Source organism: Bradyrhizobium symbiodeficiens, assembly GCF_002266465.3.
Lineage (GTDB): Bacteria > Pseudomonadota > Alphaproteobacteria > Rhizobiales > Xanthobacteraceae > Bradyrhizobium > Bradyrhizobium symbiodeficiens.
On record NZ_CP029427.2, the window covers coordinates 1218649 to 1244948 of the forward strand.

Here is a 26300-nt window from a genome sequence, read left to right on the forward strand (position 1 = left end):
AGGTGTTGGTTCACCTCTCCCCATCGTGGAGAGGTGAACACCGCGCGATAGCGGTAACAAACAACTGACTACGCACCGCAGCGACGTTTGACGCTTGCCAAATCTCGGGGACGGGCAGAGCATCTGCGCTTGCCGACCCAATCATGGGCCGAGCTCCACACCAAGGAGGCGGCGAATGGGACAAGACGTCAGAAGTCCCCGAGGTCCACGGTGCATTGCGCTGGTGGGCCCTTTCCAAAGCGGTAAAACCACACTTCTGGAAGCAATCCTGGCGCGAACGGGCGCAATCCCGCGCGCCGGCAGCGTCGATGCCGGAACCTCCGTCGGCGACGCCACGCCCGAGGCCCGTCATCACAAGATGAGCGTCGGCCTGACTGCCGCCACCACGAGTTTCATGGGCGACAGCTATACCTTCCTCGATTGTCCCGGTTCCGTCGAGTTCGCCCACGACATGCGCGCCGCGCTGCCCGCGGTCGATGCCGCGATCGTGGTCTGCGAGGCCGACGAGAAGAAGCTGCCGCAGCTTCAGATCATCCTGCGCGAGCTGGAGGAGATGAAGATCCCGCGCTTCCTGTTCCTCAACAAGATCGACCGCGCCAACAAGCGCATCCGCGAGACGCTCGCAACGCTCCAGCCCGCCTCGCGCGTGCCGCTGGTGCTGCGCCAGATCCCGATCTGGAAGGACGAGCTGATCGAGGGCTTCGTGGATCTCGCGCTGGAACGCGCCTTCGTCTATCGCGAGCACAAGGCCTCCGAGGTGGTCGCGCTCGAAGGCGGCGATCTCGATCGCGAGAAGGAAGCCCGTTTCTCGATGCTGGAGAAGCTCGCCGATCACGACGACGCGCTGATGGAGCAGCTGCTCGAAGACATCCAGCCGCCGCGTGACGCCGTGTTCGACGATCTCGCCCGTGAATTGCGCGAAGGGCTGATCTGCCCCGTGCTGCTGGGCGCTGCCGCGCGCGAGAACGGTGTGCTGCGCCTGATGAAGGCCCTGCGCCACGAGGCGCCGGGAATAGCGGAGACCGCAAAACGTCTCGGCGTTGCCGAGACCAGGGATGCGCTCGGCTTCGTGTTCAAGACGCTGCATTCGCAGCATGGCGGCAAACTGTCATTGACGCGGCTGCTCGCCGGCCATCTCGACGACGGCGCCACGCTGCAATCCGCTTCCGGAGGACCGGGCCGCATCTCCGGCATCCTCTCCGTCAACGGCGCCTACGACACCAAGCGTACCGCGGCCGAAGCCGGCGACACGGTGGCGCTCGCCAAGCTCGATTCGATCAAGACCGGCGACACGGTCTCGAGCGGCAAGACCCCGCCTGCGGCGCTCGCGGTCGCGGAGCCGACGCCGCCGGTGCTCGCGATCTCGGTTGCGGCCACCGATCGCAAGGACGACGTCAAGCTCGGGCAGGCGCTGACGCGGCTGCACGAGGAGGATCCCTCGCTCGTCATCGTGATGAACGCCCAGACCCACGACACCGTGCTGTGGGGGCAGGGCGAAATGCATCTGCGCGTCGCCGGCGAGCGGCTGCGCGACCGCTTCGGCGTCAAGATCACCTCGCATCCACCCGCCATCGGCTATCAGGAGACCATCCGCAAGCAGATCGTTCAGCGCGGCCGACACAAGAAGCAGTCCGGCGGCCACGGCCAATTTGGCGACGTCGTGCTCGACATCAGGCCGTTGCCGCGCGGCGAGGGCTTCAAGTTCGCCGAGAAGGTCGTTGGTGGCGCCGTGCCGCGCAATTACATCGGCGCGGTGGAAGAAGGTGTCGTCGACGGATTGACGCGAGGTCCGCTCGGTTTCCCCGTCACCGATTTGCAGGTGACGCTGACCGACGGCTCCTATCACAGCGTCGATTCCTCCGACCTCGCCTTCCGCACGGCGGCGCGGATCGGACTGAACGAAGGCCTGCCGCTGTGCCAGTCGGTGCTGCTGGAGCCGATCCACGTGGTCGAGATCGTCTGCCCGACCGAGGCCACCGCCAAGATCAACGCGATCCTGTCGGCGCGGCGCGGCCAGATCCTCGGCTTCGACACGCGTGACGGCTGGGGCGGCTGGGACTGCGTCCGCGCCATGATGCCGGAAGCCGAGATCGGCGAACTGATCGTGGAGCTGCGCTCGGCCACCGCCGGCGCCGGCAGCTTCACCCGCACGTTCGACCACATGGCCGAAGTCACCGGCCGCGCCGCCGACCAGATCATCGCCGCGCATCAGCACGCGGCGTGAGCTGTCGACGCAACTCTCTCCGCGCTCGCGGGGGGAGGGTGCGCTGATCCCTACAGCGTGTCCCGGACGCGCTGCGATGCGCAGCATTGCTGCGCTGAGCCGGGACCCAGAAAGCCACGGACTTCGCGGTTGCTTGGGTCCCGGCTCTGCAGCGCATCACACCGGACGATGCTTCGCATCGCCGGGCGTGCTGCGCTGCGTCCGGGACACGAGAGCGGTGTTTCTGGACGCGGCGGCCCTTGCGCTTATCGCCAGATGATGTATTTTACATCATTGTACATGTTCTAGATATCACATATAAGCTTTCATACGTGAGGCCAAGGTGATCACGTCATTCCAGATGCGGGCAGCCCGCGCGCTGCTCGGCATTGACCAGAGAACCTTGGCGGAACTCGCAGGCGTGTCGTTGCCGACCATCCAGCGGATGGAGGCGAGCACCGGCAACGTTCGTGGCGTGGTCGAGACCCTGATGCGGGTGGTCGATGCGTTCGAGCGGGCCGGCGTCGAGCTGATCGGCGAACAGGCGCGCAGCGAAGGCGGCGGACGTGGTGTTCGGCTGAAAGAGCCGGGGCCGCCACGCCGGGTGGGAGCGTGATCCCGCGATGATCATGCTCGGAGCAGGTTGAACCAACGCACCGTCGCGCCCCGATACGCGGCCGCACGATGCATCGGAGCATTGTGGGCATGAGCATCACGGGCGAACACGCAGGCAAGCTGCACGGGCGTCGTCAGCCGACCTTTACCGAACTCTATTTGCCAAAGCTCGTGACCGTATGGCGCGAGGGCTATGGTCTTGCGGATCTCCGCGCCGACGTCTTCGCGGGGCTGACGGTTGCGATCGTGGCGCTGCCGCTGTCGATGGCGATCGCGATCGCCTCGGGCGTGACGCCGGACCGCGGCCTTTACACCGCTGTGGTCGGCGGCTTCATCGCTTCGCTGCTCGGCGGTAGCCGGTTCCAGATCGGCGGACCCGCCGGCGCGTTCATCGTCCTGGTCGCAGCGACCGCGGAGCGCCACGGCGCCGACGGCGTCATTCTCGCCACTCTGATGGCAGGGCTTTTCCTGGTTGCCGCCGGATTCCTGCGGATCGGCACTTACATCAAGTTCATTCCCTATCCGGTGACGGTCGGCTTCACCGCCGGCATCGCCGTGATCATCTTCGCCAGCCAGCTCCGCGATCTCGGCGGGATCACGCTTGCGGGGAAAGAGCCCAGCGAGTTCGTTCCAAAGCTGGTCGCGCTTGCTGGCAGCCTCAACACCATCAATCCATCCGCAGTTGCGATCGCCATCGTCAGCATCGCCATCATCGCGGCCCTGCGGATCTGGCGGCCGTCCTGGCCCGGCATCCTGATCGCGGTCGTGCTAGCGGCCGTCGCATGTGCCGTACTGTCGCTGCCGGTGGAAACCATCGGCTCGCGCTTCGGCGGCATTCCGCGCGAATTGCCCTCGCCGGCGCTGCCGACGTTCTCGGTTGCGAAGGCGACCGCCGTGCTGCCGGATGCGATCTCGTTCGCGCTGCTGGCCGCCATCGAATCGCTGTTGTCGGCGGTGGTGGCCGACGGCATGACCGGGCGCCGTCACCGCTCCAATTGCGAGCTGGTGGCGCAAGGCGCCGCCAATATCGGCTCGGCGCTGTTCGGCGGCATCTGCGTCACCGGCCTGATCGCGCGTACCGCCACCAACATCCGCGCCGGCGCGCGCGGGCCGCTGGCAGGCATGCTGCACTCCGTGTTCCTGCTGCTGTTCATGCTGATCGCGGCGCCGCTCGCAAGTTACATCCCGCTGGCCGCGCTCGCCTCGGTTCTGGTCGTGGTGGCCTGGACCATGGCGGAGAAGCATGAATTCGCCACGCTGCTGCGTTCGTCATGGGGCGATGCCGTCGTGTTGCTGGCGACCTTCCTGCTGACGATCTTCCGCGATCTCACCGAAGGCATCCTGGTCGGCTTCGCGCTCGGCGCGGTGCTGTTCATCCATCGCATGGCGGAGATGACGGGCATCGAGGAACGCTCGCCACTGGTCGCCGGCGACCGTCCCGACGACGGCAACGGCGATCGCGTTCGCTACGATCCTGCGCTTGCGGTCGATCGCGACGTGCTGGTCTATCGAATCACCGGCGCGTTCTTCTTCGGTGCGGCCTCCGCGATCGGAGGCGTGCTCGACGAGGTCGCCGACAAGCGCAAGGCCTTCGTGGTCGATTTCGCCGCGGTGCCGTTCCTGGATTCGACGGCCGCCAACGTGCTTGGCCGCGTCGCCGCCAAGGCCCACCGCCAGGGCATCCGGCTGTTCATCACGGGGGCCTCGCCCACGGTTCGCCGCGCGCTGCTCACCCATGGCGTGACGCCGCCGCGGGCGCGCTATCGCCAGAGCCTCGAGCGCGCCATTGCCGACATCAAGGGCGGCGCGGGCGAGGAGGCTGCCGCGAGCTGACGGCGCGCCGCTCTCGCGCCGGCTGGCTTGACCGACGCTGCGGCGCCCGCGCGCTTGACAGAGCGGGCGCGACGCGAAATGGATCGCCTCGGATACGACACCGAGGAAACGATGACTGTGCCCAAAGCTCCTGCAGCCTGTCTGATCGGATGGCCGGCCGCGCATTCGCGCTCGCCGCTGATCCATCATTACTGGCTGCGCACGTTGGGCATCGAGGGCGGCTATGTCATCGAGGCGGTGCCGCCCGAGGACCTCAGGGATTTCGTGCTGCGGCTGTCGCTGCGCGGCTTCGTCGGGGCCAACGTCACCATCCCGCACAAGGAAGGCGTGCTGGCGCTGTCGGCGCCCGACGCCCGCGCCAGGGCCGTCGGCGCGGCGAACACGCTGTGGTTTGCCGACGGAGAGCTGCGCTCGACCAACACAGACGTCGAAGGCTTTATCGGCAATCTCGACGCCAGCGCGCCCGGCTGGGATGCCGCCGAGGAGGCGCTGGTGCTCGGCGCCGGCGGCTCCTCGCGGGCGGTCGTGTTCGGCCTGCTCGAGCGTGGGATCAAGCGCATCCATCTGGCCAATCGCACCATCGCGCGGGCTGAGACGCTGGCAGGACAGTTCGGGCCGAACGTGCATCCCGTGAGGTGGGACGGGATCGACGACGTGCTGCCGCGTGCAAAACTTCTCGTGAATACGACCTCGCTCGGCATGCACGGCCAGCCCTCACTCGATGTCGATGTCGCGCGCCTGCCGCAGGCGGCGGTGGTGGCCGACCTCGTCTATGTGCCGCTGGTGACGCCGCTGCTCGCCGCCGCAAATGCACGTGGCTTGAAGACCGCCGACGGGCTCGGCATGCTGCTGCATCAGGCGGTACGCGGCTTCGAGCTTTGGTTCGGCCGGCGGCCGGAGGTCACCGCCGAGCTGCGCGCATTGGTCGAGGCCGATCTCACAAAGACTTGAGAGGGACGCGGCGAATAGCACACCATCTCCGGAGTTCTACCGTCGTGGGACAATCGGAGACCGTCATGCCTGTTCAACGTGCAACTTTCACACGTCCACTGATCGCCGTCGCGATGGTGGCCGTCTCGACCTACTGCGCCTTCGCCCAAAGGGCGCCGGTGCCGACGCGGGTGCGCGGCACCATCGAAGCCGTCAACGGCGACACCATGCAGGTCAAGTCGCGCAGCGGCGAGGACGTCAAGCTGCGCATCGCGCCTGATGTCAACGTGTCAGGCATTACCAAAATTTCACTCGCCGACATCAAGCCGGGTTCGTTCATCGGTGCGACCACGGTGCCGGGACCGGACGGTGGCCAGAACGCCGTCGAGGTGCACGTCTTTCCGGAGAGCATGCGTGGCACCGGCGAGGGCTCGCGGCCCTGGGACCTCAAGCCCAACTCCAGCATGACCAATGCGACCGTGGCGGAAAGCGTCGTCGGCAACGATGGGCATACGCTGCTCGTCAAGTACAAGGACGGCGAGAAGAAAGTCTTCGTCGCCGACAACACGCCGGTGGTGACCTTCGTGCCGAGCGACAAATCCGAGTTGAAGCCGGGCGCCAAGGTCATCGCCTTCATGAAGCAATTGCCGGACGGCTCGTTCGAGACCAACCGCGTCAGCGTCGGCCGCGACGGCCTGACGCCGCCGATGTGAGGGGACGGCAATCGGTGGGTGGGCAAAGGCGCACTTGCGTCGTGCCCACGTCTTTTCTCGCTCCGCGAAAGGTGGTGGGCACGCTTCCGCCTTCGCTCTCGAGCTAGGCGGACAAGCCGCTTTGCCCACCCTGCGGCACCTCACATCGCGATCACATGATCGTCGATCTCGTCGATCCGGTTGACGCCGCAAAGGCCCATGGTGGTGAGCAGCTCCTTCTGGATGATGTCGATCGCCTTGGCGACGCCGGCCTGGCCGCCGGCGCCCAGGCCGTAGGCGTAGGCGCGGCCGAGCATGCAGGACTTTGCGCCGAGCGCGAGCGCGCGCATCACGTCCTGGCCGGAGCGGATGCCGCCGTCGAACATGATCTCCATCCTGTCACCGACCGCATCCGCGATCTCGGGCAGCACTTCGATCGAGGACGGCGCGCCGTCGAGCTGACGGCCGCCATGGTTGGAGACGACGAGGGCCTGCGCGCCGGTCTTGGCGGCTTCCTCGGCATCCTCGACGTCGAGGATACCCTTGATGACGAGCTTGCCCGGCCAGATGCTGCGGACCCACTCGACGTCCTTCCAGTTCAGCGAGGTGTCGAACTGCGAGGCCGTCCACTCGGCGAGGCGATTGAGATCCTCGGTGTTCTTCACGTGGCCGGCGATGTTGCCGAAGGTGCGGCGCTTGCCTTGCAGCACCCCGGAGACCCAGGCGGGCTTGCTGGCGAAATCCAGCAGTTTCGACAGCGACCACTCGGGGGGCACCGTCATGCCGTTCTTGATGTCGGCGTGGCGCTGGCCGATCACCTGGAGGTCCACGGTGAGCACCAGCGCGCTGCACTTGGCCGCCATCGCGCGCTGGATCAATTCCTTGATGAAGCCGCGGTCCTTCATGACGTAGAGCTGGAACCAGAACGGCTTCTCGACATTGGCGGCGATGTCCTCGATCGAGCAGATCGACATGGTCGATTGCGTGAACGGGATGCCCGCCGCCTGCGCGGCGCGGCAGGCGTGGATCTCGCCGTCGCCATGCTGCATGCCGAGCAGGCCGACGGGCGCCAGCATCAGCGGCATGGTCGAGGGCTCGCCGAGGATCGTGGTCGAGGTGTCGCGCTTGGAGACGTCGACCAGGATGCGCTGGCGGAACTTGATCGCCTGCATGTCCTCGCGGTTGGCCCGCAACGTCTCCTCGGCATAGGAGCCGCGGTCGCAATAGTCGAAGAACGCCTTCGGCACGCGGCGCTTATGCAGCGCGCGAAGATCGTCGATACAGGTGATATGCTTCATGATCGTTCCCCGGCCCGTCTTCTACGCAGTCTTGCATTGGAAGATTTCGGGGTCATCTAGCATGGTTGGCCGCACAGCCAAATCCGTTTGCAGAACGTTTTGCAGGAGGGCGTCATGACGAAGCCGCACGCTGGACTTTCGCCGGAAGAGATCAAGGAGAAGCATGATCTCGAGGAAGCCCTCGAAGAGGGCCTGGAAGAGACCTTTCCCGGCTCCGATCCCGTCAACGTCACCCAGCCGGCTCCGAGCCGCGGCGACGGCCACGTGAAGCGCAGTGATTGAAGCGGTTCCGCCCTGTTCCGGCGCCATGGGCAGGAAATATAATGTTAACAAGATCTTACCGGAGCGGCGACGCCCCGGTTCCGTAATGATTCATCATATTTTTTGAAGCCAAGTTAGCCGCGCAAGGCTTATAAGACCCCAGCAAATCAGGGATGCGGGTCCCGTTCGGGCAGCCCGTGGTTGTAGAGGGGATCCCCTGGTTGTTGCTTGGGGGACGATATGAGCCGCAAATATTTCGGGACGGACGGGATTCGGGGCCGCGCCAACGGACTGATCACGCCGGAGCTCGCGCTCAAGGTCGGCCAGGCCGCAGGCCTTGCGTTTCAGCGCGGTGACCACCGCCACCGGGTCGTGATCGGCAAGGACACCCGTCTGTCCGGCTACATGATCGAATACGCCATGGTCGCTGGCTTCACCTCGGTCGGCATGGACGTGCTGCTGGTCGGGCCGATGCCGACGCCGGCGGTCGCGATGCTGACCAAGTCGATGCGCGCCGATCTCGGCGTGATGATCTCGGCCTCGCACAATCTGTTCGAGGACAACGGCATCAAGCTGTTCGGCCCACAGGGCTTCAAGCTCTCGGACGACGTCGAGAAGCAGATCGAGCTGCTGCTCGACGAGCCCATCGAGAAGCGGCTCGCACAGAGCGCGAGCCTGGGCCGTGCCCGCCGTATCGACGGCGTGCATGACCGCTACATCGAATTCGCCAAGCGTACCTTGCCGCGCGACCTCTCGCTCGACGGCCTGCGCGTCGTGATCGATTGCGCCAACGGCGCGGCCTACAAGGTGGTGCCGGAAGCGCTGTGGGAATTGGGCGCAGACGTGGTGCCGATCGGCGTCGAGCCCGACGGCTTCAACATCAACAAGGATTGCGGCTCGACCTCGCCGGAAGCTCTGTCGCGGAAGGTGCGCGAGATGCGCGCCGACATCGGCATCGCGCTCGATGGTGACGCCGACCGCGTCATCCTTGTCGACGAGCGCGGCCATGTCGTCGACGGCGACCAGCTGCTGGCGGTGATCGCGCAGAGCTGGAAGGAAGACGGCCGCCTGTCGCGTCCCGGCATCGTCGCCACCGTGATGTCCAATCTCGGGCTCGAGCGCTTCCTGAAAGGGCAGGGGCTCGATCTGGTGCGCACGCCCGTCGGCGACCGCTACGTGCTCGAGCAGATGCTGAACGGCGGCTACAATCTCGGCGGCGAGCAGTCGGGCCACATCATCCTGTCCGATTACGCCACCACCGGCGACGGTTTTGTCGCTGCGCTGCAAGTGCTCGCGGTGGTGCAGAAGCTGCGCCGGCCGGTGTCGGAAGTCTGCCACCGCTTCGATCCGCTGCCGCAGATCCTCAAGAACGTCCGCCACAAGGGCGGCAAGCCGCTCGACGATTCCGACGTCAAATCGGCGATCTCCGACGGCGAGAAGCGCCTCAACGGTCACGGCCGCCTCTTGATCCGCTCCTCCGGCACCGAGCCCGTGATCCGCGTCATGGGCGAGGGCGAAGACCGCATCCTGGTCGAGGACGTCGTCGACACCATCGTCTCCGCCCTGGGGCAGGCGGCCGCCTGAGCTCGCAGCCATTCTTCGAGACGCCCGCTTCGCGGGCTCCTCAGGATGAGGTCGTGCTTCTCGCGAAATCCCAGACCCTCATGGTGAGGAGCCCGCCAAAGGCGAGCGTCTCGAACCATGCAGGCCGCGCTGTTCCGCAGAGGTGAACCCGGAGCAGGAAGCGCATTCCAGCCATCGACGATTGGCGGTGGTTCGGCCGCAGCTTGCATCGTAGTTAGACAGTGCGGCGGTTCGCCGCGCCTGCCGGGACGCTCAATTGAACAAGCCTGTCGTCGTCTCAGAGGAAACGCTGACCGAGCCCGTCGTCGTCGCTGAGTTGGCACCCGCCGCCAAAGCGGCAGGGCCCGCCTATGTCGTGCTCGCCGGCATCAGTTTCTCGCACTTCCTCAACGACACGATGCAATCGCTGATCGCCTCGGTGTATCCGATCCTGAAGGACACCTACGCGCTCGACTTCGCGCAGATCGGCATGATCACGCTGGCCTTCCAGTTCACGGCCTCGCTGCTGCAGCCGGTGGTCGGCCACTACACCGACAAGAAGGCGCAGCCTTATTCGCTGGCGATCGGCATGGCCTCGACCTTCTTCGGCCTCTTGCTGCTCAGCGCCGCGCACCAATATCTCGTCATTCTCGTCGCCGCCGCGCTGGTCGGCCTCGGCTCGGCGGTGTTTCACCCGGAGTCCGCGCGCATCGCGCGGCTTGCCTCCGGCGGGCGCTACGGTTTCGCGCAATCGGTGTTTCAGCTGGGCGGTAGTTTCGGCACCTCGATGGGGCCGGTGCTGGCAGCGTTGATCGTGGTGCCGTTCGGGCAGGGCAGCATCGCCTGGTTCTCCTCGATCGCGTTCCTCGCGATCCTCATCCTCTGGCGCATCGGCTGCTGGTATGCGCCGCAGATCAAGGCGAAGAAGACGGCGGCGGTGCAGGCCCATCCCGACGCGCCGAGCTCGCGCCGCGTCGTCGTTGCGCTGCTCGTGCTGGTGGCGCTGCTGTTCTCAAAACAGCTCTATGTCTCGAGCCTGTCGAGCTATTACATCTTCTACCTGATCGACCGGTTCGGCGTGTCGACGCAGGCGGCGCAGATGTACCTCTTCATCTTCCTCGCGGCGAACGCCGTCGGCGCGTTTCTGGGCGGTCCCTTGGGCGATCGCTTCGGCCGCAAGATCGTGATCTGGATCTCGATCCTGGGCGCGCTGCCGTTCACGCTGGCGCTGCCCTATGCCGGGCTCGTCGGCAGCGCGGTGCTCTCGGTCGTCATCGGCCTGATCATCTCCTCGACGACGTCGTCGATCATCGTGTTCGCGCAGGAACTGGTGCCGCACAGATTCGGCATGATCTCCGGCGTGTTCTTCGGCGTTGCGTTCGGCATCGGTGGCTTGGGCGCCGCCGTGCTCGGCAAGGTCGCCGACCACACCTCGATCGAGTTCGTCTACCAGATCTGCGCCTATTTGCCCGCAATCGGCCTGCTTTCGGTGTTCCTGCCCAAGCTGCCGCGGCACGCGCGTTAACGGAATCTCTCCGGCTGCACTGCCGCTTTACGCATCGTTAGCAATTGCGGCGCGAGGCGCTGCATTTTTGCAACGCTTCCCGTCCCTGCGCGCGAGCCGTCACGAAAAATCAACCTTAAAAATTAGGGTTAAGTGGCGCTTAAACATTTGCTGGCATCGTCCGCGTCGTGAGTTTCCAGAACGTGAGGCCTGTGTATTTGCCTCACCGGCCAAAAGGACGAAGCCAATGCGTAGCGTTAAGTCTCTCCTTGCCGCGGGTGCGGCAACCCTGATCTCGTCGATGGCGTTCGCTGCCGACATGCCGATCGCGGCGCCGCCTCCCATGTACGCGCCGGTCGCCCCGCCCGCCGACTTCGGCGGCTGGTATCTGCGCGGCGATGTCGGCATGACCAACCAGCGCGCCAAGAGCATCGAGAGCGCCCTGCCGGCCGGGTATTCGAAGACGACCGAGGGCCTCGGCTTCGACTCGGCGGGACTGTTTGATCTCGGCGTCGGCTATCGCTTCAACAACTGGTTCCGCGCTGACTTGATCGGCCAGTATCGCGGCAAATCGAATCTGCACGGCAGCGACAACGTCGTCGGCCCCGGCTTCGTCGGCGTCAACAACTACACCGGCAGCAAGTCCGAGTGGGTCGTGATGGCCAACGCCTACGTCGACCTCGGCACCTGGTGGTGCATCACCCCGTTCATCGGCGCCGGTGTCGGCGGCTCCTACAACAAGATCAGCGGCTTCCGCGACGACGGCGTGTCGTACAGCCCCGGTCTGAACAACAGCGTCGCCTACTTCGCCGACAACGGGAAGTGGAACCTGGCCTGGGCCGCCCACGCCGGTCTCGCCTACAGGGTCAATCCCGGATTCACCGTCGAACTGGCCTACAGCTACATGAATCTCGGCGACGGTGCGCCCGGCAACTACCGCCTGTTCGACAACAGCGCTTCGGGCCCCACCTCGATCAAGGTCAGGGACATCACTTCGCACGACGTCAAGATCGGCGTGCGCTGGGATCTCAACAGCCCGCCGGCCTACATGCCGCCGCTCGTCACCAAGGGCTGATCGGCAGACTTATCGGTTAGGACTTCTTAACGGCGCGGGATCATCCCGCGCCGTTTTGCTGTGCGTATTTTTCATGGCGCGTCGTGATGAAAGTGCCCAACGCAACCATTGGTTAAGGTTAACGAGCCATGATCACAGGTGAAAGTTCGAGTTCGATGGAGCGTTGCGATGCGTGGGCTTTTGTTGGCAGCGGCGATGTTGGGGACGGCGTCTGCCGCGCATGCGGCAGACATGCCGGATCTGCCGATCCTTCGCGGCAGCTTCACTGACGGGCTTAGCAACTCCAGCGTCAACTGGCAGGGCTACTATGTCGGTGGCCAGGGCGAGTACGGCGCGATCACGTCGAAGGTGTCTCCCGGCATCAACAGCGACATCCAGTCGACCTTCGTTTCGCCGGGGCCCGCCTACAACTGGCAACCGCTCGCGTTTGCGCACAGCAACAGCGCCGGCTATGGCGCGTTTGCCGGCTATAACGGGCAATGGGACGATGTCGTGCTCGGTATCGAGGCGAACTACATTCACGGTGGCTTCAAGTCGACGTCGAGCTCGGTAGGACAGACGTTCAACGGCTTCAATGTACTCGTTGCCACCGCCGCGACATCCGCGGTGGTCGGCGTTTCCGACTTCGGATCGCTGCGCGCGCGGGCCGGCTACGCCTGGGGATGCTTCCTGCCCTACGCCTTCATCGGCGGCGGGGTCGGCAGCCAGACCGTCGAGCGCTACGCTTCGGCGTCGCCGTCGCCGGTGCTGCCCGCGACCACGTTCACGAGCAAGAGCAAGCTGGTCTATGGATACTCCGGCGGCCTCGGCGTCGACGTCATGGTGGTCGGCGGCCTGTTCCTCCGTGCCGAATACGAATACCAGCGGGTGACGTCGGACATCGAGTCGAACGTCAATTCCGTCCGCGCCGGGCTCGGCTACAAGTTCTGACCGGCGCGCATGGCGCCGATTGACAGCGCCCGCGAGCCCTGATGCTCTGTTGCTCCAGAAGCGGGGCGGCAGCGATGAAGATCTACGGCGACAGCAATTCCGGCAATTGCCTGAAGGTGAAATGGGTCTGCGATCATCTCGCATCGCCCTACCAGTGGATCGAGATTGACACCCGCAAGGGCGAGACGCGCACGCCGCAATTCCTGAAGATGAACGGCACCGGCCAGGTACCCACCGTCGCATTCGACGACGGCCGCACGCTGGCGCAGTCCAATGCCATCATCCGCTATCTCGCCCGCGACAGCGCGCTCGTTCCGCGCGACGCCTTTACGGCGGCCAAGATGGACGAATGGCTGTTCTGGGAACAGTACAGCCACGAGCCCTATATCGCGGTGTGCCGCTTCCAGATGGTCTATCTCGGCAAGGACGCATCCGAGCTCGACCCCGAAAAGGTCAAGCGCGGCTATGCGGCGCTCGACCGCATGGAGCAGCATCTTGCGGCCAGCCGCTTCTTCGCCGGCGAAGAGGTTTCGCTCGCCGACGTCTCGCTGCTCGCCTATACCCGGCTTGCGCATGAAGGCGGCTTCGATCTCGGCCGTTATGCCGCTCTCCGCCGCTGGATCGGCGAGGTCGAAGTGTTTCTCGGCCTCCCGCCGGCGCGCTGAGGTTGGAGTTGTCTGACATGAACGCCGAATCCGTCTCCATTCGCCGCGCGCGCCGCGACGATGTTCCAGCAATCGTGGCGATGCTCGCCGACGATCATCTCGGCCGCGCGCGCGAGCGCGTCGAGGATCCGTTGCCTGCCGCCTATGACGATGCCTTCGCCCGGGTCGAGCGCGATCCGAATCTCACGCTCGTGGTTGCCGAGAGCGAGGGCAGGGTGGTCGGTTGCCTGCAACTCGCGATCCTGCCGGGCATCAGCTCCCAAGGCGGCGTGCGCGGCCTGCTCGAAGACGTTCGCGTCGCTGCCGATTGTCGCAGTCGCGGCATCGGCGAGCGGTTGGTGCAATGGGCGATCGCGGAAGCGAAGGCGCGCGGCTGCAATCTGGTCGAATTGTTGACACATGCGAGCCGCGTCGACGCGCAGCGCTTCTACAAGCGGCTCGGATTCGCGGCGAGCCACGTCGGCATGACTGTCCGCTTTTGAAGCAGCTCCTCGCGTGCGTTGCTTCAACAGCAAATTCGGATCGCGCATGCGTTCATATTAAGAGCTGATAAACTACCCGGCCGTCGTTCACGTTGAGCCGGGAACGAAGGGTGCTAGGCAGCGTCTGACACCGGGCTCGGTCGGTTCGGGGATTGCAATGACAAGCTATTCGATGATCAAGGTCGGCAACGACTACGTTGTGCAGGCCAATGACAAATGCATTTTGAAAGTCGGCAGCCGCCGTCGTGCCGCGCAGTTGATCAGCGAAGCCACCGGCTTGCTGAACGCGCTTGCCGCGGTCGAATCCCCCGATATTGCACCGGATGAGCCATCACTCGCGCGTGAGGCCCCGGAACTTCCTTGACGACTCTTCCCGTTTCCCGTATCAGCCGCGGCGGGACACCTCCCCCCAACGGGAGGCTTACTATCTGGAAGGGTAGAATATGACTGTAGCGAAGCCCGCTTCGCGGCCGAACGTGCCGCATTTTTCCTCCGGCCCCTGCGCCAAGCGCCCCGGATGGAACGCCCAAAATCTCAAGGACGCAGCCCTCGGCCGTTCGCATCGCGCGAAGGTCGGCAAGACCAAGCTCAAGCTCGCGATCGATCTGACGCGCGAGGTGCTTGAAGTGCCCGCCGATTATCGCATCGGCATCGTGCCGGCGTCGGATACCGGCGCGGTCGAGATGGCGCTGTGGTCGCTGCTCGGTGCGCGGCCCGTCACCACCCTCGCTTGGGAATCCTTCGGCGAAGGCTGGGTCAGCGACATCGTCAAGGAATTGAAGCTCAAGGACGTCACCAAGCTGAACGCGGCTTACGGTGAAATTCCCGATCTGTCGAAGGTCGATCCCAAGAGCGACGTCGTCTTCACCTGGAACGGCACCACCTCCGGCGTGCGCGTGCCGAACGCTGACTGGATCAGCGCGACCCGCGAAGGCCTGACCATTTGCGACGCCACCTCGGCCGCATTCGCGCAGCCGCTGGACTGGGCCAAGCTCGACGTCGTCACCTTCTCCTGGCAGAAGGCGCTCGGCGGCGAAGCCGCGCACGGCATGCTGATCCTGTCGCCCCGTGCGGTGGAACGGCTGGAAACCTACAAGCCGGCCTGGCCGCTGCCGAAGATCTTCCGCATGACCAAGGGCGGCAAGATCAACGAAGGCATCTTCGTCGGCGAGACCATCAACACGCCGTCGATGCTGTGCGTCGAGGATTACCTCGATGCGCTGAACTGGGCCAAGTCGATCGGCGGCCTCAAGGCTCTGATCGCGCGTGCCGATGCCAACACCAAGGTGCTGGCGGACTGGAAGGCGAAGACGCCGTGGATCGACTTCCTGGCCAAGGACGCCGCGATCCGCTCCAACACCTCGGTGTGCCTGAAGTTCACGGACCCCGCGATCACCTCGCTCTCGGACGACGCGCAAGCGGAGTTCTCGAAGAAGCTGGTGGCGCTGATCGAGAAGGAAGGCGCCGGTTACGACTTCGCGTATTACCGCGATGCGCCGGCCGGCCTGCGCATCTGGTGCGGCGCCACGGTCGAGGCCAAGGATGTCGAACTGCTGACGCAGTGGATCGACTGGGCTTTTGCCGAGACCAAGGCCACGCTAGCCAAGGCGGCGTAACGCGTTCCAACTCATTCTCGTCATGGCCGGGCTTGACCCGGCCATCCATCGACCAAGAGAGATGGACCCGCGGGTCAGGCCCGCGGGTGACATTCCGTAACTGCAGCTCGCACCACGGATCATTCCCATGACCAAACCCAAAGTTCTCATTTCCGACGCGCTCTCGCCCGCTGCCGTGCAGATCTTCAAGGACCGCGGCGTCGAGGTCGACTTCCAGCCCAACCTCGGCAAGGACAAGGACAAGCTTGCCGAGATCATCGGCAATTACGACGGCCTTGCGATCCGCTCCGCGACCAAGGCAACCGCCAAGATCCTGGAGAAGGCGGCGAAGCTGAAGGTGATCGGCCGCGCCGGCATCGGCGTCGACAATGTCGAGATCCCCGCCGCCACGGCCAAGGGCATCATCGTGATGAACACGCCGTTCGGCAATTCGATCACGACCGCCGAGCACGCCATCACCCTGATGCTGGCGCTTGCGCGCGAGATCCCGCAGGCCGACGCCTCGACCCAGGCCGGCAAGTGGGAGAAGAACCGCTTTATGGGCGTCGAGATCACGGGCAAGGTGCTGGGCGTCGTCGGTTGCGGCAACATCGGCTCGATCGTCGCCGACCGCGCGCTCGGTCTGCGCATGAAGGTGATCGCGTTCGATCCGTTCCTGTCGCCGGAGCGCGCCAAGGACATCGGCGTCGAGAAGGTCGAGCTCGACGATCTGCTCAAGCGCGCCGACTTCATTACGCTGCACACGCCGCTGACCGAGAAGACCAGGAACATCATCGACGCTGCCGCAATCGCCAGGATGAAGAAGGGCGTGCGCCTGATCAACTGCGCCCGCGGCGGCCTCGTCGACGAGCAGGCGGTGGTCGATGCGCTCAATTCCCAGCACATCGCCGGCGCCGCCTTCGACGTCTTCGTCGAGGAGCCCGCGACCAAGAACGTGCTGTTCGGTCATCCCAACGTGATCTGCACGCCGCATCTCGGTGCCTCCACCACCGAGGCGCAGGAGAACGTCGCGCTCCAGGTCGCCGAGCAGATGTCGGATTACCTGCTCACCGGCGCGATTTCGAACGCGGTCAACTTCCCCTCGATCACGGCCGAGGAAGCGCCGAAGCTGAAGCCGTTCATCTCGCTCGCCGAGAAGCTCGGCTCGTTCGCGGGACAGCTCACCGAGAGCGGCATCCTCAAGGTCGAGATCACCTATGAGGGCCATGTCGCCGAGATGAAGATCAAGGCGATCACCTCCGCCGTGCTGTCGGGCCTGCTGCGGCCGATGCTGGGTGAGATCAACGTGGTGTCCGCGCCTGTTGTCGCCAAGGAGCGCGGCATGGTGGTGGACGAGATCGTCCGCGCCGCGCAGAGCGACTACGAGAGCCTGATCACCGTCACGGTCACCACCGAGCGGCAGGAGCGTTCAGTCTCGGGCACCGTCTATGCCGACGGCAAGCCGCGGCTCGTCGACATCAAGGGCATCCGCGTCGATGCCGAATTCGGCAAGTCGATGATCTACATCACCAACGAGGACAAGCCGGGCTTCATCGGCAAGTTCGCGAGCCTCCTGGGCGATGCCAAGCTCAACATCGCCACCTTCCATCTCGGCCGCGTCGCCCCCGGCGCCGATGCCATCGCCCTCGTCGAGGTCGACGGCGCGGTGCCGGCCGATCTGCTCGCCAAGGTGCAGGCGCTGCCGCAGGTCAAGCAGGCCAAGGCGCTGACGTTCTAAACTCTCACTGTCGTCATGGCCGGGCTTGTCCCGGCCATCCACGCCTACTGACGCATGACCAAGAACGTGGATGCCCGGGACAGGCCCGGGCATGACGTGTGGGTAGAGTGACGCTCACATTGATATTCCGACCCGCGGAACAACGCCGCCTCCCTCACCGGAGGCGGCGTTTTTGTTTTCCGTAGCCTCCAATCTTTGTGTACCAATGGCGCCCAGAACGCCTCGTATCCACGCTCCGTTCAAAATCGTTCGACAAGGGAGAAACACATGCGTGAAGCCGTCATCGTTTCCTATGCGCGCACAGGCCTCGCAAAATCCGGCCGCGGCGGGTTCAACATCACGCCGCCGATGTCGCTCGCGGCCCACGCCATCCAGCACGCGGTGAAGCGCGCCGGCGTCGAGAAGGACTATGTCGAGGACTGCTATCTCGGCAATTGCGCCCATGGCGCGCCGAACATCGGCCGCCAGGCCGCGCTGCTCGCCGGTATGCCGAAGACCACCGCCGGCGTCTCGGTGAACCGCTTCTGCTCCTCGGGGCTTCAGACCATCGCGATGGCCGCCAACTCGATCCGCTCGGACGGCGCCGACTGCATCGTCGCCGGCGGGGTCGAGAGCATCTCGATGCCGGGCGGCGGCACGCCGAAGGAATCGATCGATCCTGAATTGCTCAAGGTCGCGCCCGACATTTTCATGGCGATGATCGACACCGCCGACATCGTCGCCGAGCGCTACAAGCTCAGCCGCGAATATCAGGACGAGTATTCGCTGGAGTCGCAGCGTCGTATGGCGGCCGCGCAGCAGGCAGGCAAGTTCAAGGACGAGATCGTCCCGATGAAGACCAGGATGAAGGTCGTCGACAAGGCGACCAAGGCCGAGAGCATCGTCGACTACGTCGTCGACCGCGACGAGTGCAACCGGCCCGAGACCACGCTGGAGGGGCTTGCCAAGCTCGAGCCGGTGAAGGGCCCGGGCAAGTTCGTCACCGCCGGCAATGCCAGCCAGCTCTCCGACGGCGCGGCGGCCGTGGTGCTGATGGAAGCCAAGGACGCCGAGAAGCGCGGCCTCAAGCCGCTCGGCCGCTTCGTCGCCTGGGCGACCGCGGGCTGCGAGCCGGATGAGATGGGCATCGGCCCGATCTTCGCGGTGCCGAAGCTGTTGAAGCGTCATGGCCTGAAGATCGACGACATCGATCTCTGGGAGCTCAACGAAGCTTTTGCCAGCCAGTGCCTCTACTCGCGCGACAAACTCGGCATCGATCCTGCCAAGTACAACGTCAATGGCGGCTCGATCGCGATCGGACATCCCTTCGGCATGACGGGTGCACGCTGCACAGGCCATCTGCTGCAGGAAGGCGCACGCCGCAAGGCCAAGTGGGGCGTCGTGACGATGTGCATCGGTGGCGGCCAGGGCGGCGCCGGCCTGTTCGAGATCTACAGCTGATCCGGGGAACAGATCCGGCGCGAGGCGTCACCTTACGCGCCGCGCCGGATCAAGCCGCGGTATCGCTGACGACAGGTCGGAAGATCCACTCGCGCCATACCACCATCAGCGCCGCCATGATGACCGGGCCCAGGAACAGGCCCAGCAGGCCGAACGCGGTCAGGCCGCCGAAGATTCCGACGAACGCGAGCAGAAACGGTAGCCGGGCGGAGTCGCCCACCAGGGTCGGCCAGACGAAGTGATCGCCGGCGAACATCACGATCGCTCCCCAGAAGAAGACACCGGCGGCCGCCAATTCGCTGCCGCCGTTGGAGGCCAGCATCAGCGCCGCAGCGCTGAAGGCTACCCAGGCGCCGAACGGCAACATCGCCAACGCCGTGGTGAGAATCGTGAAAATGATGGCATTGGGAACGCCTGCGATCAGATAGCCGACGCCGATCAGCAGGCCTTCGCCAGCGGCGACAAGGACGGTGCCGTTCACGGTGCCGCGCGTGGCATCGACCATTTTCTCCACCAGACCCTCGCCTGCCTCCCCGAATAGCTTGTCGCATGTCTCGAGGAAGCGGCTTGCGAGCAGGCGGCCGTTGCGGAGCAGGACGAACAGGGCAACCAGCGAGAAGAACATCAGGAACAGGCGGTGCAGCAATTGCGCGCCGAACGTCCGCAGCAGGTTTGACGCGTCGTCCATGTTGACAGTCTTGAGCCAGGCCGTGGCAGCTTTGGGATCCGACAAATTGTTGCGCCACCATTGCTGCAGGCTCTCGGCCGCGATCGGCAGGCGGGCAAGCCAGTCGGGCACTTCAACCCCGCTCTCGCCGGCACGCTTCACCCAGCCGACCAGCACGTCGCCCTGCTCGGCGATCTGATAGATCGCAAGCGCCATCGGAGTGAACAGCACGAGAGCGACGATGAGAGTGAAGATCAGGGCCGCCGCTGAAGGGCCGGATGCGATGCGTTGTGCGAATGTGGTGTAGAGCGGCCACAAGGTCGTTGCGAGTATCGCCGCCCAGATCAGCGCCGGCAGGAAGCCGGCTGCCGTCCACAGGCCGAGCGCGGCCAGCGCGAGAGCAAGGGCGATGCGGGCATTCATGCGCGCGCCCGCACCGGAGGGAAGCGGCTTCCGTTGGGCGGCACTCGCAGCCCGCGTCACGGCCGGAGGCTTGGTCGCCGCTGATTTCGCTCGGCCGGGCATCAGGACCAGGAGTCGTTGAGAGGCTGAGTCATGGCGGAAGGGCAGGTGAGGCGCAAAGCAAGTGTGCTTCTAAGCCGCGACAGGCCATTCGGTTCCTACCGGGAAAAACCGGCAGTCACACCTCCTCCGCGGGACCGGCCTACCCGTCCCACAAATGCGCCGCCTACGCCCCCGCCACCACCGGCGCGAACACCACTTCGATCAGCGTGCCGTTGCCCGCGCTCTTGATGTTGAAGCGGGCGCGGTTGGCTTCGACCAGGGCCTTGGTCAGCGACAGGCTCAGCGCTGCACTGTCGGCGGCATCGCCGGGCGGCGGGGTGCGGAACGGCTCCATCGCTGCGGCGACCTCGCGCTCGCTGAGGCCATGGCCGGTGTCGCGGATGCGAAGCGCGATCTCGCCGCGGTCGGACAGCGCGGTCGAGACGATGACCTGGCCGCCGGCGCTGGCGAGCCGGATCGAATTCGAGATCAGGTTCATCGTGATCTGCCGCATCGCGCGCGCGTCCGCCGTGACCTGCGGCAGCGCATGCGCAAGCGAGGTTCGGATGATGATGCGCTCGCGATTGGCCTGCGGCTGCATCACGGTCACGCAGGCTTCGACGAGGTCGTTGAGGTTCAAATTCGCAAAGTTCAGGTCGAGCTTGCCGGTCTCGATCCGCGACAGCTCCAAGAGATCGTCGATGATCGCGATGACGCGCTCGCCGGAGGCGCGGATGTCCTTCATGTATTCGCCGTAGCGCTCGTTGCCGAGCGTGCCGAAGCGCTCGGAGATCATCACCTCGGCAAAGCCGATGATGGCGTTGAGCGGCGTGCGGATCTCGTGGCTGATCCGCGCCAGCATGTCGGCCTTGGCGTTGGCCGCGCTGTGGACGAGGTGGCGGGCCTGCGTCAGCTCGTTCTCGCCCTTCTTGCTCTGAGAGAGATCGCGGAACACGGCGAAGAAGTTCGGGCCGTCGGGCCGCGTGCGGCCCATTATCATCGCGAGCGGAATGACGCCGCCCTTCTTCTCGCGTCCCAGCACCTCGCGGCCGTGGTCGAGCAGGCTCGCGATATCCTGGCTCTTCATGCTCTCGAGATAGTCGACGACGATCTGCTGGCTCTCGGGCGCGAACAGCGTCACCAAATTCTGCTGGAGCAACGCTTCGCCGTCATAGCCGAACAGCGCCTCGGCGCTGCGGTTGCAGGCGTAGACGTTGCCTTCGGCGTCGAACATGACGATGCCCTCGGCCGTGGTGTCGAGGATCGCGGCGAGATCTTCGGCCTCGGCTTCGCCGGCCGTGGAGTCCAGCTCGGGCGCGTAGGGGAAGGATTCGGCGACGACGGATTCGGCAACGATCGTCTCGGCGATGACAGGCGATGCCTGCGGCAGCGCGCAGATCAGCGCATGCGCGCTCTCGCCGTCCCAGTCGATCGTGTGCAGATGCGCTTCCGTGGTTGCAAGCGGCTGCTCGCCGGTCGCGAGCGTCGCGCTGATCGTGACAGGCGTGCCGGCTTGCGAGGTGCTGCTGGCCAAGGACACGCCGGGTTCGACATAGAGCGCATCGAGCCCGCCGGCGTCCTCCAGCGCGCTCAGGCCGGCATAGCCCATGCGCGCGAGAAACGCCGGGTTGGCGTAGAGCAGGCGGTCGAGCCGGTAGATCAGGATGCCCGTCGGCAACAGGTCGAGCAGGGTGCGGTCGCGCGCGCTCGCGCCGCGTGGCGGTGGCGCGGGCTCGGTCAGCCATTCGGCCGCAGTGTGCTGCGGCTCGGGCTCCGGCGCCGGCGGCTCGGTGGTGATCTCCACCACGGGCTCGGAAGCCTCAGTGGCGATCGTCTCGCGCTCGCGTTCGAGCCGTTCGGACAATTGCCGGGCGAGCTCGTTGAACGCACTGTTCTCGACCGGCGTCAGCGTCGGCGATCTCTGATCATTGAGTGATCTGACATCGCCGTGCTGGCGGAACGGCACGACATTCGGAGGGGTTTCGACTGGCGTTTCCACTTGTCTGTCCGGATCGGTTGAGTGTGAATTCGCGTCGCTGGTGGGCTCTGGCAGTTCAGGTTCGGGTGTCGGCTCGGGCTCGGATGCGGGCGGCTCGATCGGCGGAGGCGGCGCCTCCGCGAGCGGCTCGGCCTCGGGCGCGACCGGTTCGGCTGGTAGGGCGTGCTGCGCCGGCGGCTCGGCCACCAGTTCAAAACGCCTCAGCGCTTCCAGTCGGTTGAGGCCGTCGAGATCGCGGCAGACGCCAAAGCCCTTGAAGCCCGCGAAGTTGCGCGAGGAATCGTAGACCGGCAGGCCCGCGAGCTCGACCGGCAGATGTTCGTCGCCGTCGGCCGGCCAGTTCACGGTGATCCCGGCCCAGGTGTCGTGGCTTGCAAGCGCCTCTGCGACGCGGCCATCAGGATCGAGCGACAATTGCCCGGCGATGTCGTGCCAGGGGCGGCCGAAGGCTGAGGCGGTGCGCGCGCCGATCAGGTGGATGAATTCGTCGGAGAGAAGCACAAAGCGACTCTCTGCATCCAACTGCCAGAGGAAGCGCAGCGGATGCTGACGCGGTGCGGGCGGCTCATGGCCCGACGTTTCCCGACCCGACGACGGCTCGACCATGCCCGATGTGATCGGCGCAGCCTGCGGCGACACGATGGCTTGATGCGGGTTTTCAACCGGAGTCTTTGGCGCGACGTCAGCGCTCTGCTCGTGCGCGTCCGGCTCCGGTTCTGGCACGGTCTCCTCGACCAGATCCGCGGCGGCTTGCTCGTCCGTTGCGATCTCCGCTGCCGCCTCGCCCTGTGGCAGTGCCGCGGCCGCAATTGTTTCGACCGGCTCGGCGAAGGCGTCGAACAGGGCGATGCCGGCCTGCGCATCGTGCGATGGCGGCGGCTCGCTTGGCATCTCCTCAGTCTGCGGCGCGGGTTCGACCGGCACGTTGCTTGCTGCGACCTCGGGCGTGCTCTCGGGCACGGCCGCTTCCGGCGCAGCCTGCGCGGCAGGCTCGATCAGCGCAACCAGCCCGACATCGGCCCCTCGGCCGACCCGCTGCAGCACCATTTGGCCGATGCCGATCGGCGTTTCGGCGCGGCCGTCGCGAAGCGCATCGCTGCGCGCCTGTTCGAGGCCCGCTTCGCCGAGATCGCGAAAGCCGAGCAGGGCGCGGGCGGCAGCGCTGGCGCCGACGAACAGGCCGTCGGGCGCGAACGCTGCCATCGGCGTCTTCGCGCCCTCGACCAGGCGATGCAGCCGCTCGACCAGCGGCATGGTGCGCAAGGCCGGGTCCATCGCGGTGACGAGCACCGCGTGTCCACCATCGGCAAAGTCGATCCGGGCGCAGGCGCAAGTCATCAGCGTGCCGAGCCGGGCGCCGAAGCCGCGCAGACGTTCCAGCCGCACTGTGCCGTTGGCCGGCAGCTGCCGGGCGAGCCGGGCGATCTGGCGGCGATGGCCGTCTGCCGGGCCAAGAGTCCGCTCCGCCAGCACCGAGCCATTCGCTGCACCGAACAGTCTTGCGCCGACCGGATTGGCCCACAGCACCCGCGTCCCGTCGATCGACCACAGCCAGGTCGCGAGCGGCGAGGTCGCATGCACGGCCAGCCGGGGATCGCCCACACCTCGCAACTGGAAATCCGAACTCGTCATCCGACCGGCTTTGGTCTCACGCATGAGGGTGGCGGCTGCCGGGAATGACAGCCTTAAGAAAGGGTTAGTATCGCCCGCGCCCGCGGGCAGGTCCACGGCCCCACGCCCCGGCGGCGGCCCTAAGCCGCGATAACCTTAATCGGCCCAAACCCGCAAGCCGCAGCCCGGTTCATCCAAGGGATTCGGGGGGACCTGGGTGGTCACCTCTCCCGCTTGCGGGAGAGGTCGCGCCCCGGGCGATGCGAAGCATCGTCCCGCGCGCGGGTGAGGGCTCTCTCCTCATTGGGGCTGTCCCATTGCGGAAGCACCCTCTCCCCGACCCTCTCCCGCAGGCGGGAGAGGGAGCAAACCGCCTGCATGGCCGACCATCCCGACCCTCAACCCCCGGTTCCCCCATACCGGAACCTCACCCTTACCGAGATTAAATTTCGCACCGCACCCTGTTGGCGCGTTGCGCTGCACAATGTTGACATGATAGGCAGCCATAATGCTGGGCACTGGACGAGCCATCTCGTTTGTTTCGCGTTTCCAGTCTTCGTTCCCGCCAGTTTCCAAAGCTGAGACAAGGCCCCGGTTGGCCGGCGGGCGCGCCAGAAGGCTCACTTCATTTTCCAATTAGCGTGAGGGACAACCATGACAGGTGCGACTGATCCATTCTCTGCCTCCGTCATTCCGTTCGAGGTTCCGGAGCAGATGCGTGCGTTCGCCGAGAAGGGCGTTTCGCAGGCCCGCGAAAACTACGCCAAGTTCAAGGACGCGGCCGAGAGCCATAACGGCACCGTCGAGGCCGTGTTCTCCTCCGCCCACAAGGGCGCGAGCGAATACGCCGCCAAGGTGATGGAGTTCATGAAGGCGAACACCACCGCCCAGCTCGAGTTCACCCAGCAGCTGTTCAGCGTGAAGTCGCCCCAGGACGCGTTCGCGCTCTGGACCGGCCATTCCAAGACCCAGCTCGAGACCTTCCAGGCCCAGGCCAAGGAGCTCGCCGAGATCGCCCAGCGCGCGGCCACCGCCGCCGCCGAGCCGATCAAGGCCTCCGCCGCCAAGCTCTACCCCGCCGCCTGAGCGGATCGGGTCTGAATTGATTAAGAAACCCGGGCCCAGTGCCCGGGTTTTTTCTTCACCTCTCCCGCTTGCGGGAGAGGCCGGGAGAGGGCTCTCTCCTCACGGGGGTGCCGCCGTCAGGCAGCCGAGGCGACCGCAACCTCGCTTCGGTCGCCATCAAGCCCGATTTCATTGCACCGAGGGTGATTTACCCCGGTTTTTCGTCCGTTTGCGGCCTTGCCAAAAACGGCCGTTGCACCTAGTTTCCGCCCCGTCCAGCCCCCCTCGGTGACCGGCCCGTCAGGGCGCTTCCGAAGGCGCGGCTCGCAAGGATGCAGTTGTAGCTCAGTTGGTTAGAGCGCCTGTCTGTGGAACAGGAGGTCGGTGGTTCGAGCCCACCCAACTGTACCAATCATGATCGGACACTTCGTTTCGCTTTAGGCGCCACCATCTGCACGCGCCCTCCGGCCAGATTCCGTCCCAGCGATTTCCTGCATTTCGAACGTGTCCAACGGCCGCCGGATCATTGCAGCCGGCCGAAGTGCGTGTGAGAGTTTTTTGGACCTGTGCCCTAGGATCGATACACTGGGTGGGCATGTCGAATCGGCAGCACGGTAGGGCAAAGATGGCCAAGGCGGACCATATCAAAAAGCTCGTTGCAAGCTTTGGCCGGAACCAAGAGTTCCGCGCGGCGACCCTTCGTATCATCGATGATGCGGCCAATCAGGGAAAGCGGCCGTTCGCCGAGTCGCTCAGGAAGATTCTCGACGCCAACGTGCGTTCTGATTACCAAGCAGTTTCCCAGCCCGGACTGACCACGCTTGCGAGCCAAATCAATCCGGCCGTGGACCTTGTTGATGAAGCCGCTGTCACCCGAGGGCTGAACGATATTGTTCTAAACCCCGATACTCGGTTGCTAATCGAAGGGCTTATTGAAGAGCGCCACCGAAGGGAGGAGCTACGACGTCATCGCCTCCCGATTTCTACTCGCTTGCTATTTTCCGGACCGCCCGGCTGTGGGAAGACGTTTTGCGCCGAGGTTCTTGCGCGAGAATTGTCGCTGCCGCTCTACAGTGCTCGCATCGACGTGATTGTTTCATCGTTTCTTGGGGAAACGGCCAGCAATCTGCGCCGCCTGTTCGACTTTGCCACGAGCAAGCCTTCCATCTTATTTCTGGATGAGTTTGATGCACTTGCACGGACAAGAACTGACACGGCAGAGCATAACGAATTGCGCCGTGTCGTGAACAGTCTCCTTTTGATGATCGAGCGTTTCAAAGGGCCCGGTTTTGTGATCGCGGCAACTAACTTGCCGCAATTCTTAGACGAGGCCCTGTGGCGGCGCTTCGATGACATACTCTCTTTTGATCTTCCCACGGAACGAGAGATTGAACTCCTACTAGCCCGCGAGTTTGCGAATTTTCCAGCTCATTTTGACCTTTCAAGAACGATCAGTAAACTTGTCGGCATGTCTTACGCAGACATTGAGCGAATCTGCGTCGATGCAATTAAGAAAGCCGTTCTAAAGAAGCGAAAATCCGTCAGTGAAACCGAGTTCGCTGCAGCGCTTCGGCAAGAAACACGTCGCAAAGGTTTGACTTCCAACCGAAACCTCTGACTTGCAGCCAAA

21 protein-coding genes and 1 tRNA gene are annotated in these 26300 nt (G+C 65.0%); 19 read left to right on the forward strand and 3 right to left on the reverse strand.

Annotated features, from left to right (window positions below; all coding sequences use genetic code 11):
* Positions 1–175 precede the first annotated feature (175 nt).
* The 5 genes from CIT39_RS05750 (at position 176) to CIT39_RS05770 (ending at position 6294) form a co-directional block, all read left to right on the forward strand.
* Positions 176–2224: an elongation factor G gene (locus CIT39_RS05750; protein ID WP_094973012.1), complete on the forward strand. Its 2049-nt coding sequence runs from the start codon at positions 176–178 to the stop codon at positions 2222–2224.
* A 322-nt stretch (positions 2225–2546) separates the two neighbouring features.
* A complete protein-coding gene (locus CIT39_RS05755) occupies positions 2547–2819 on the forward strand; it encodes a helix-turn-helix domain-containing protein (protein WP_094973011.1) in 273 nt (90 codons plus the stop codon).
* An 89-nt stretch (positions 2820–2908) separates the two neighbouring features.
* Positions 2909–4651 carry a SulP family inorganic anion transporter gene (locus CIT39_RS05760; RefSeq protein WP_094973010.1) on the forward strand — a complete coding sequence of 581 codons (1743 nt, stop codon included), beginning with the start codon at positions 2909–2911 and terminating at the stop codon, positions 4649–4651.
* Positions 4652–4762: 111 nt separating this feature from the next.
* Complete coding sequence (locus CIT39_RS05765; RefSeq protein WP_094973482.1) at positions 4763–5602, forward strand: shikimate dehydrogenase; 840 nt, start codon at positions 4763–4765, stop codon at positions 5600–5602.
* 65 nt (positions 5603–5667) lie between these two features.
* On the forward strand, positions 5668–6294 hold the full coding sequence (locus CIT39_RS05770) for a hypothetical protein (protein WP_162308366.1): 627 nt from the start codon (positions 5668–5670) through the stop codon (positions 6292–6294).
* Positions 6295–6434: 140 nt separating this feature from the next.
* Here CIT39_RS05770 and CIT39_RS05775 read toward each other — a convergent pair whose 3' ends face one another.
* Positions 6435–7571 carry an alpha-hydroxy acid oxidase gene (locus tag CIT39_RS05775; protein ID WP_094973008.1) on the reverse strand — a complete coding sequence of 379 codons (1137 nt, stop codon included), beginning with the start codon at positions 7569–7571 and terminating at the stop codon, positions 6435–6437.
* Between the two features lie 114 nt (positions 7572–7685).
* Between CIT39_RS05775 and CIT39_RS05780 the strand changes: the two genes are divergently transcribed.
* The 11 genes from CIT39_RS05780 (at position 7686) to CIT39_RS05830 (ending at position 18824) form a co-directional block, all read left to right on the forward strand.
* Positions 7686–7853 carry a hypothetical protein gene (locus CIT39_RS05780; protein ID WP_162848620.1) on the forward strand — a complete coding sequence of 56 codons (168 nt, stop codon included), beginning with the start codon at positions 7686–7688 and terminating at the stop codon, positions 7851–7853.
* 219 nt (positions 7854–8072) lie between these two features.
* Positions 8073–9416 (forward strand): phosphoglucosamine mutase, encoded by a 1344-nt coding sequence (gene glmM, locus CIT39_RS05785; protein ID WP_094973007.1) that lies wholly within the window; start codon positions 8073–8075, stop codon positions 9414–9416.
* Positions 9417–9672: 256 nt separating this feature from the next.
* Positions 9673–10920: an MFS transporter gene (locus CIT39_RS05790; RefSeq protein WP_094973006.1), complete on the forward strand. Its 1248-nt coding sequence runs from the start codon at positions 9673–9675 to the stop codon at positions 10918–10920.
* A gap of 226 nt (positions 10921–11146) precedes the next feature.
* The gene (locus CIT39_RS05795) at positions 11147–11974 is read left to right on the forward strand and encodes an outer membrane beta-barrel protein (protein ID WP_094973005.1); all 828 of its coding nucleotides are present in this window, start codon (positions 11147–11149) and stop codon (positions 11972–11974) included.
* A 168-nt stretch (positions 11975–12142) separates the two neighbouring features.
* Positions 12143–12904: an outer membrane protein gene (locus CIT39_RS05800; protein ID WP_181955139.1), complete on the forward strand. Its 762-nt coding sequence runs from the start codon at positions 12143–12145 to the stop codon at positions 12902–12904.
* A gap of 74 nt (positions 12905–12978) precedes the next feature.
* Positions 12979–13569 (forward strand): glutathione S-transferase family protein, encoded by a 591-nt coding sequence (locus tag CIT39_RS05805; protein ID WP_094973003.1) that lies wholly within the window; start codon positions 12979–12981, stop codon positions 13567–13569.
* 17 nt (positions 13570–13586) lie between these two features.
* The gene (locus tag CIT39_RS05810) at positions 13587–14051 is read left to right on the forward strand and encodes a GNAT family N-acetyltransferase (RefSeq protein WP_094973002.1); all 465 of its coding nucleotides are present in this window, start codon (positions 13587–13589) and stop codon (positions 14049–14051) included.
* Between the two features lie 157 nt (positions 14052–14208).
* Complete coding sequence (locus CIT39_RS05815) at positions 14209–14415, forward strand: hypothetical protein (RefSeq protein WP_094973001.1); 207 nt, start codon at positions 14209–14211, stop codon at positions 14413–14415.
* A gap of 79 nt (positions 14416–14494) precedes the next feature.
* Positions 14495–15667 carry a phosphoserine transaminase gene (locus CIT39_RS05820; RefSeq protein ID WP_094973000.1) on the forward strand — a complete coding sequence of 391 codons (1173 nt, stop codon included), beginning with the start codon at positions 14495–14497 and terminating at the stop codon, positions 15665–15667.
* Positions 15668–15794: 127 nt separating this feature from the next.
* Positions 15795–17384 (forward strand): phosphoglycerate dehydrogenase, encoded by a 1590-nt coding sequence (gene serA, locus CIT39_RS05825; RefSeq protein WP_094972999.1) that lies wholly within the window; start codon positions 15795–15797, stop codon positions 17382–17384.
* Positions 17385–17651: 267 nt separating this feature from the next.
* The gene (locus CIT39_RS05830) at positions 17652–18824 is read left to right on the forward strand and encodes a thiolase family protein (protein WP_094972998.1); all 1173 of its coding nucleotides are present in this window, start codon (positions 17652–17654) and stop codon (positions 18822–18824) included.
* Positions 18825–18873: 49 nt separating this feature from the next.
* Here CIT39_RS05830 and CIT39_RS05835 read toward each other — a convergent pair whose 3' ends face one another.
* Positions 18874–19914, reverse strand: a complete 1041-nt coding sequence (locus CIT39_RS05835; protein ID WP_244607521.1) for an AI-2E family transporter — start codon at positions 19912–19914, stop codon at positions 18874–18876.
* Between the two features lie 265 nt (positions 19915–20179).
* Positions 20180–23626, reverse strand: coding sequence for a PAS domain-containing sensor histidine kinase (locus CIT39_RS05840; protein WP_162308866.1), 3447 nt, complete (start codon positions 23624–23626; stop codon positions 20180–20182).
* Between the two features lie 633 nt (positions 23627–24259).
* Here CIT39_RS05840 and CIT39_RS05845 point away from each other — a divergent pair.
* From CIT39_RS05845 to CIT39_RS05855, 3 genes are all read left to right on the forward strand, one after another.
* Positions 24260–24691, forward strand: a complete 432-nt coding sequence (locus CIT39_RS05845; RefSeq protein ID WP_094972995.1) for a phasin — start codon at positions 24260–24262, stop codon at positions 24689–24691.
* A gap of 313 nt (positions 24692–25004) precedes the next feature.
* A tRNA-His gene (locus CIT39_RS05850) sits at positions 25005–25081 on the forward strand.
* 214 nt (positions 25082–25295) lie between these two features.
* Entirely contained in the window at positions 25296–26288 is a 993-nt protein-coding gene (locus tag CIT39_RS05855) for an AAA family ATPase (RefSeq protein ID WP_094973481.1), read from the forward strand.
* The last annotated feature ends 12 nt before the right edge of the window (positions 26289–26300 follow it).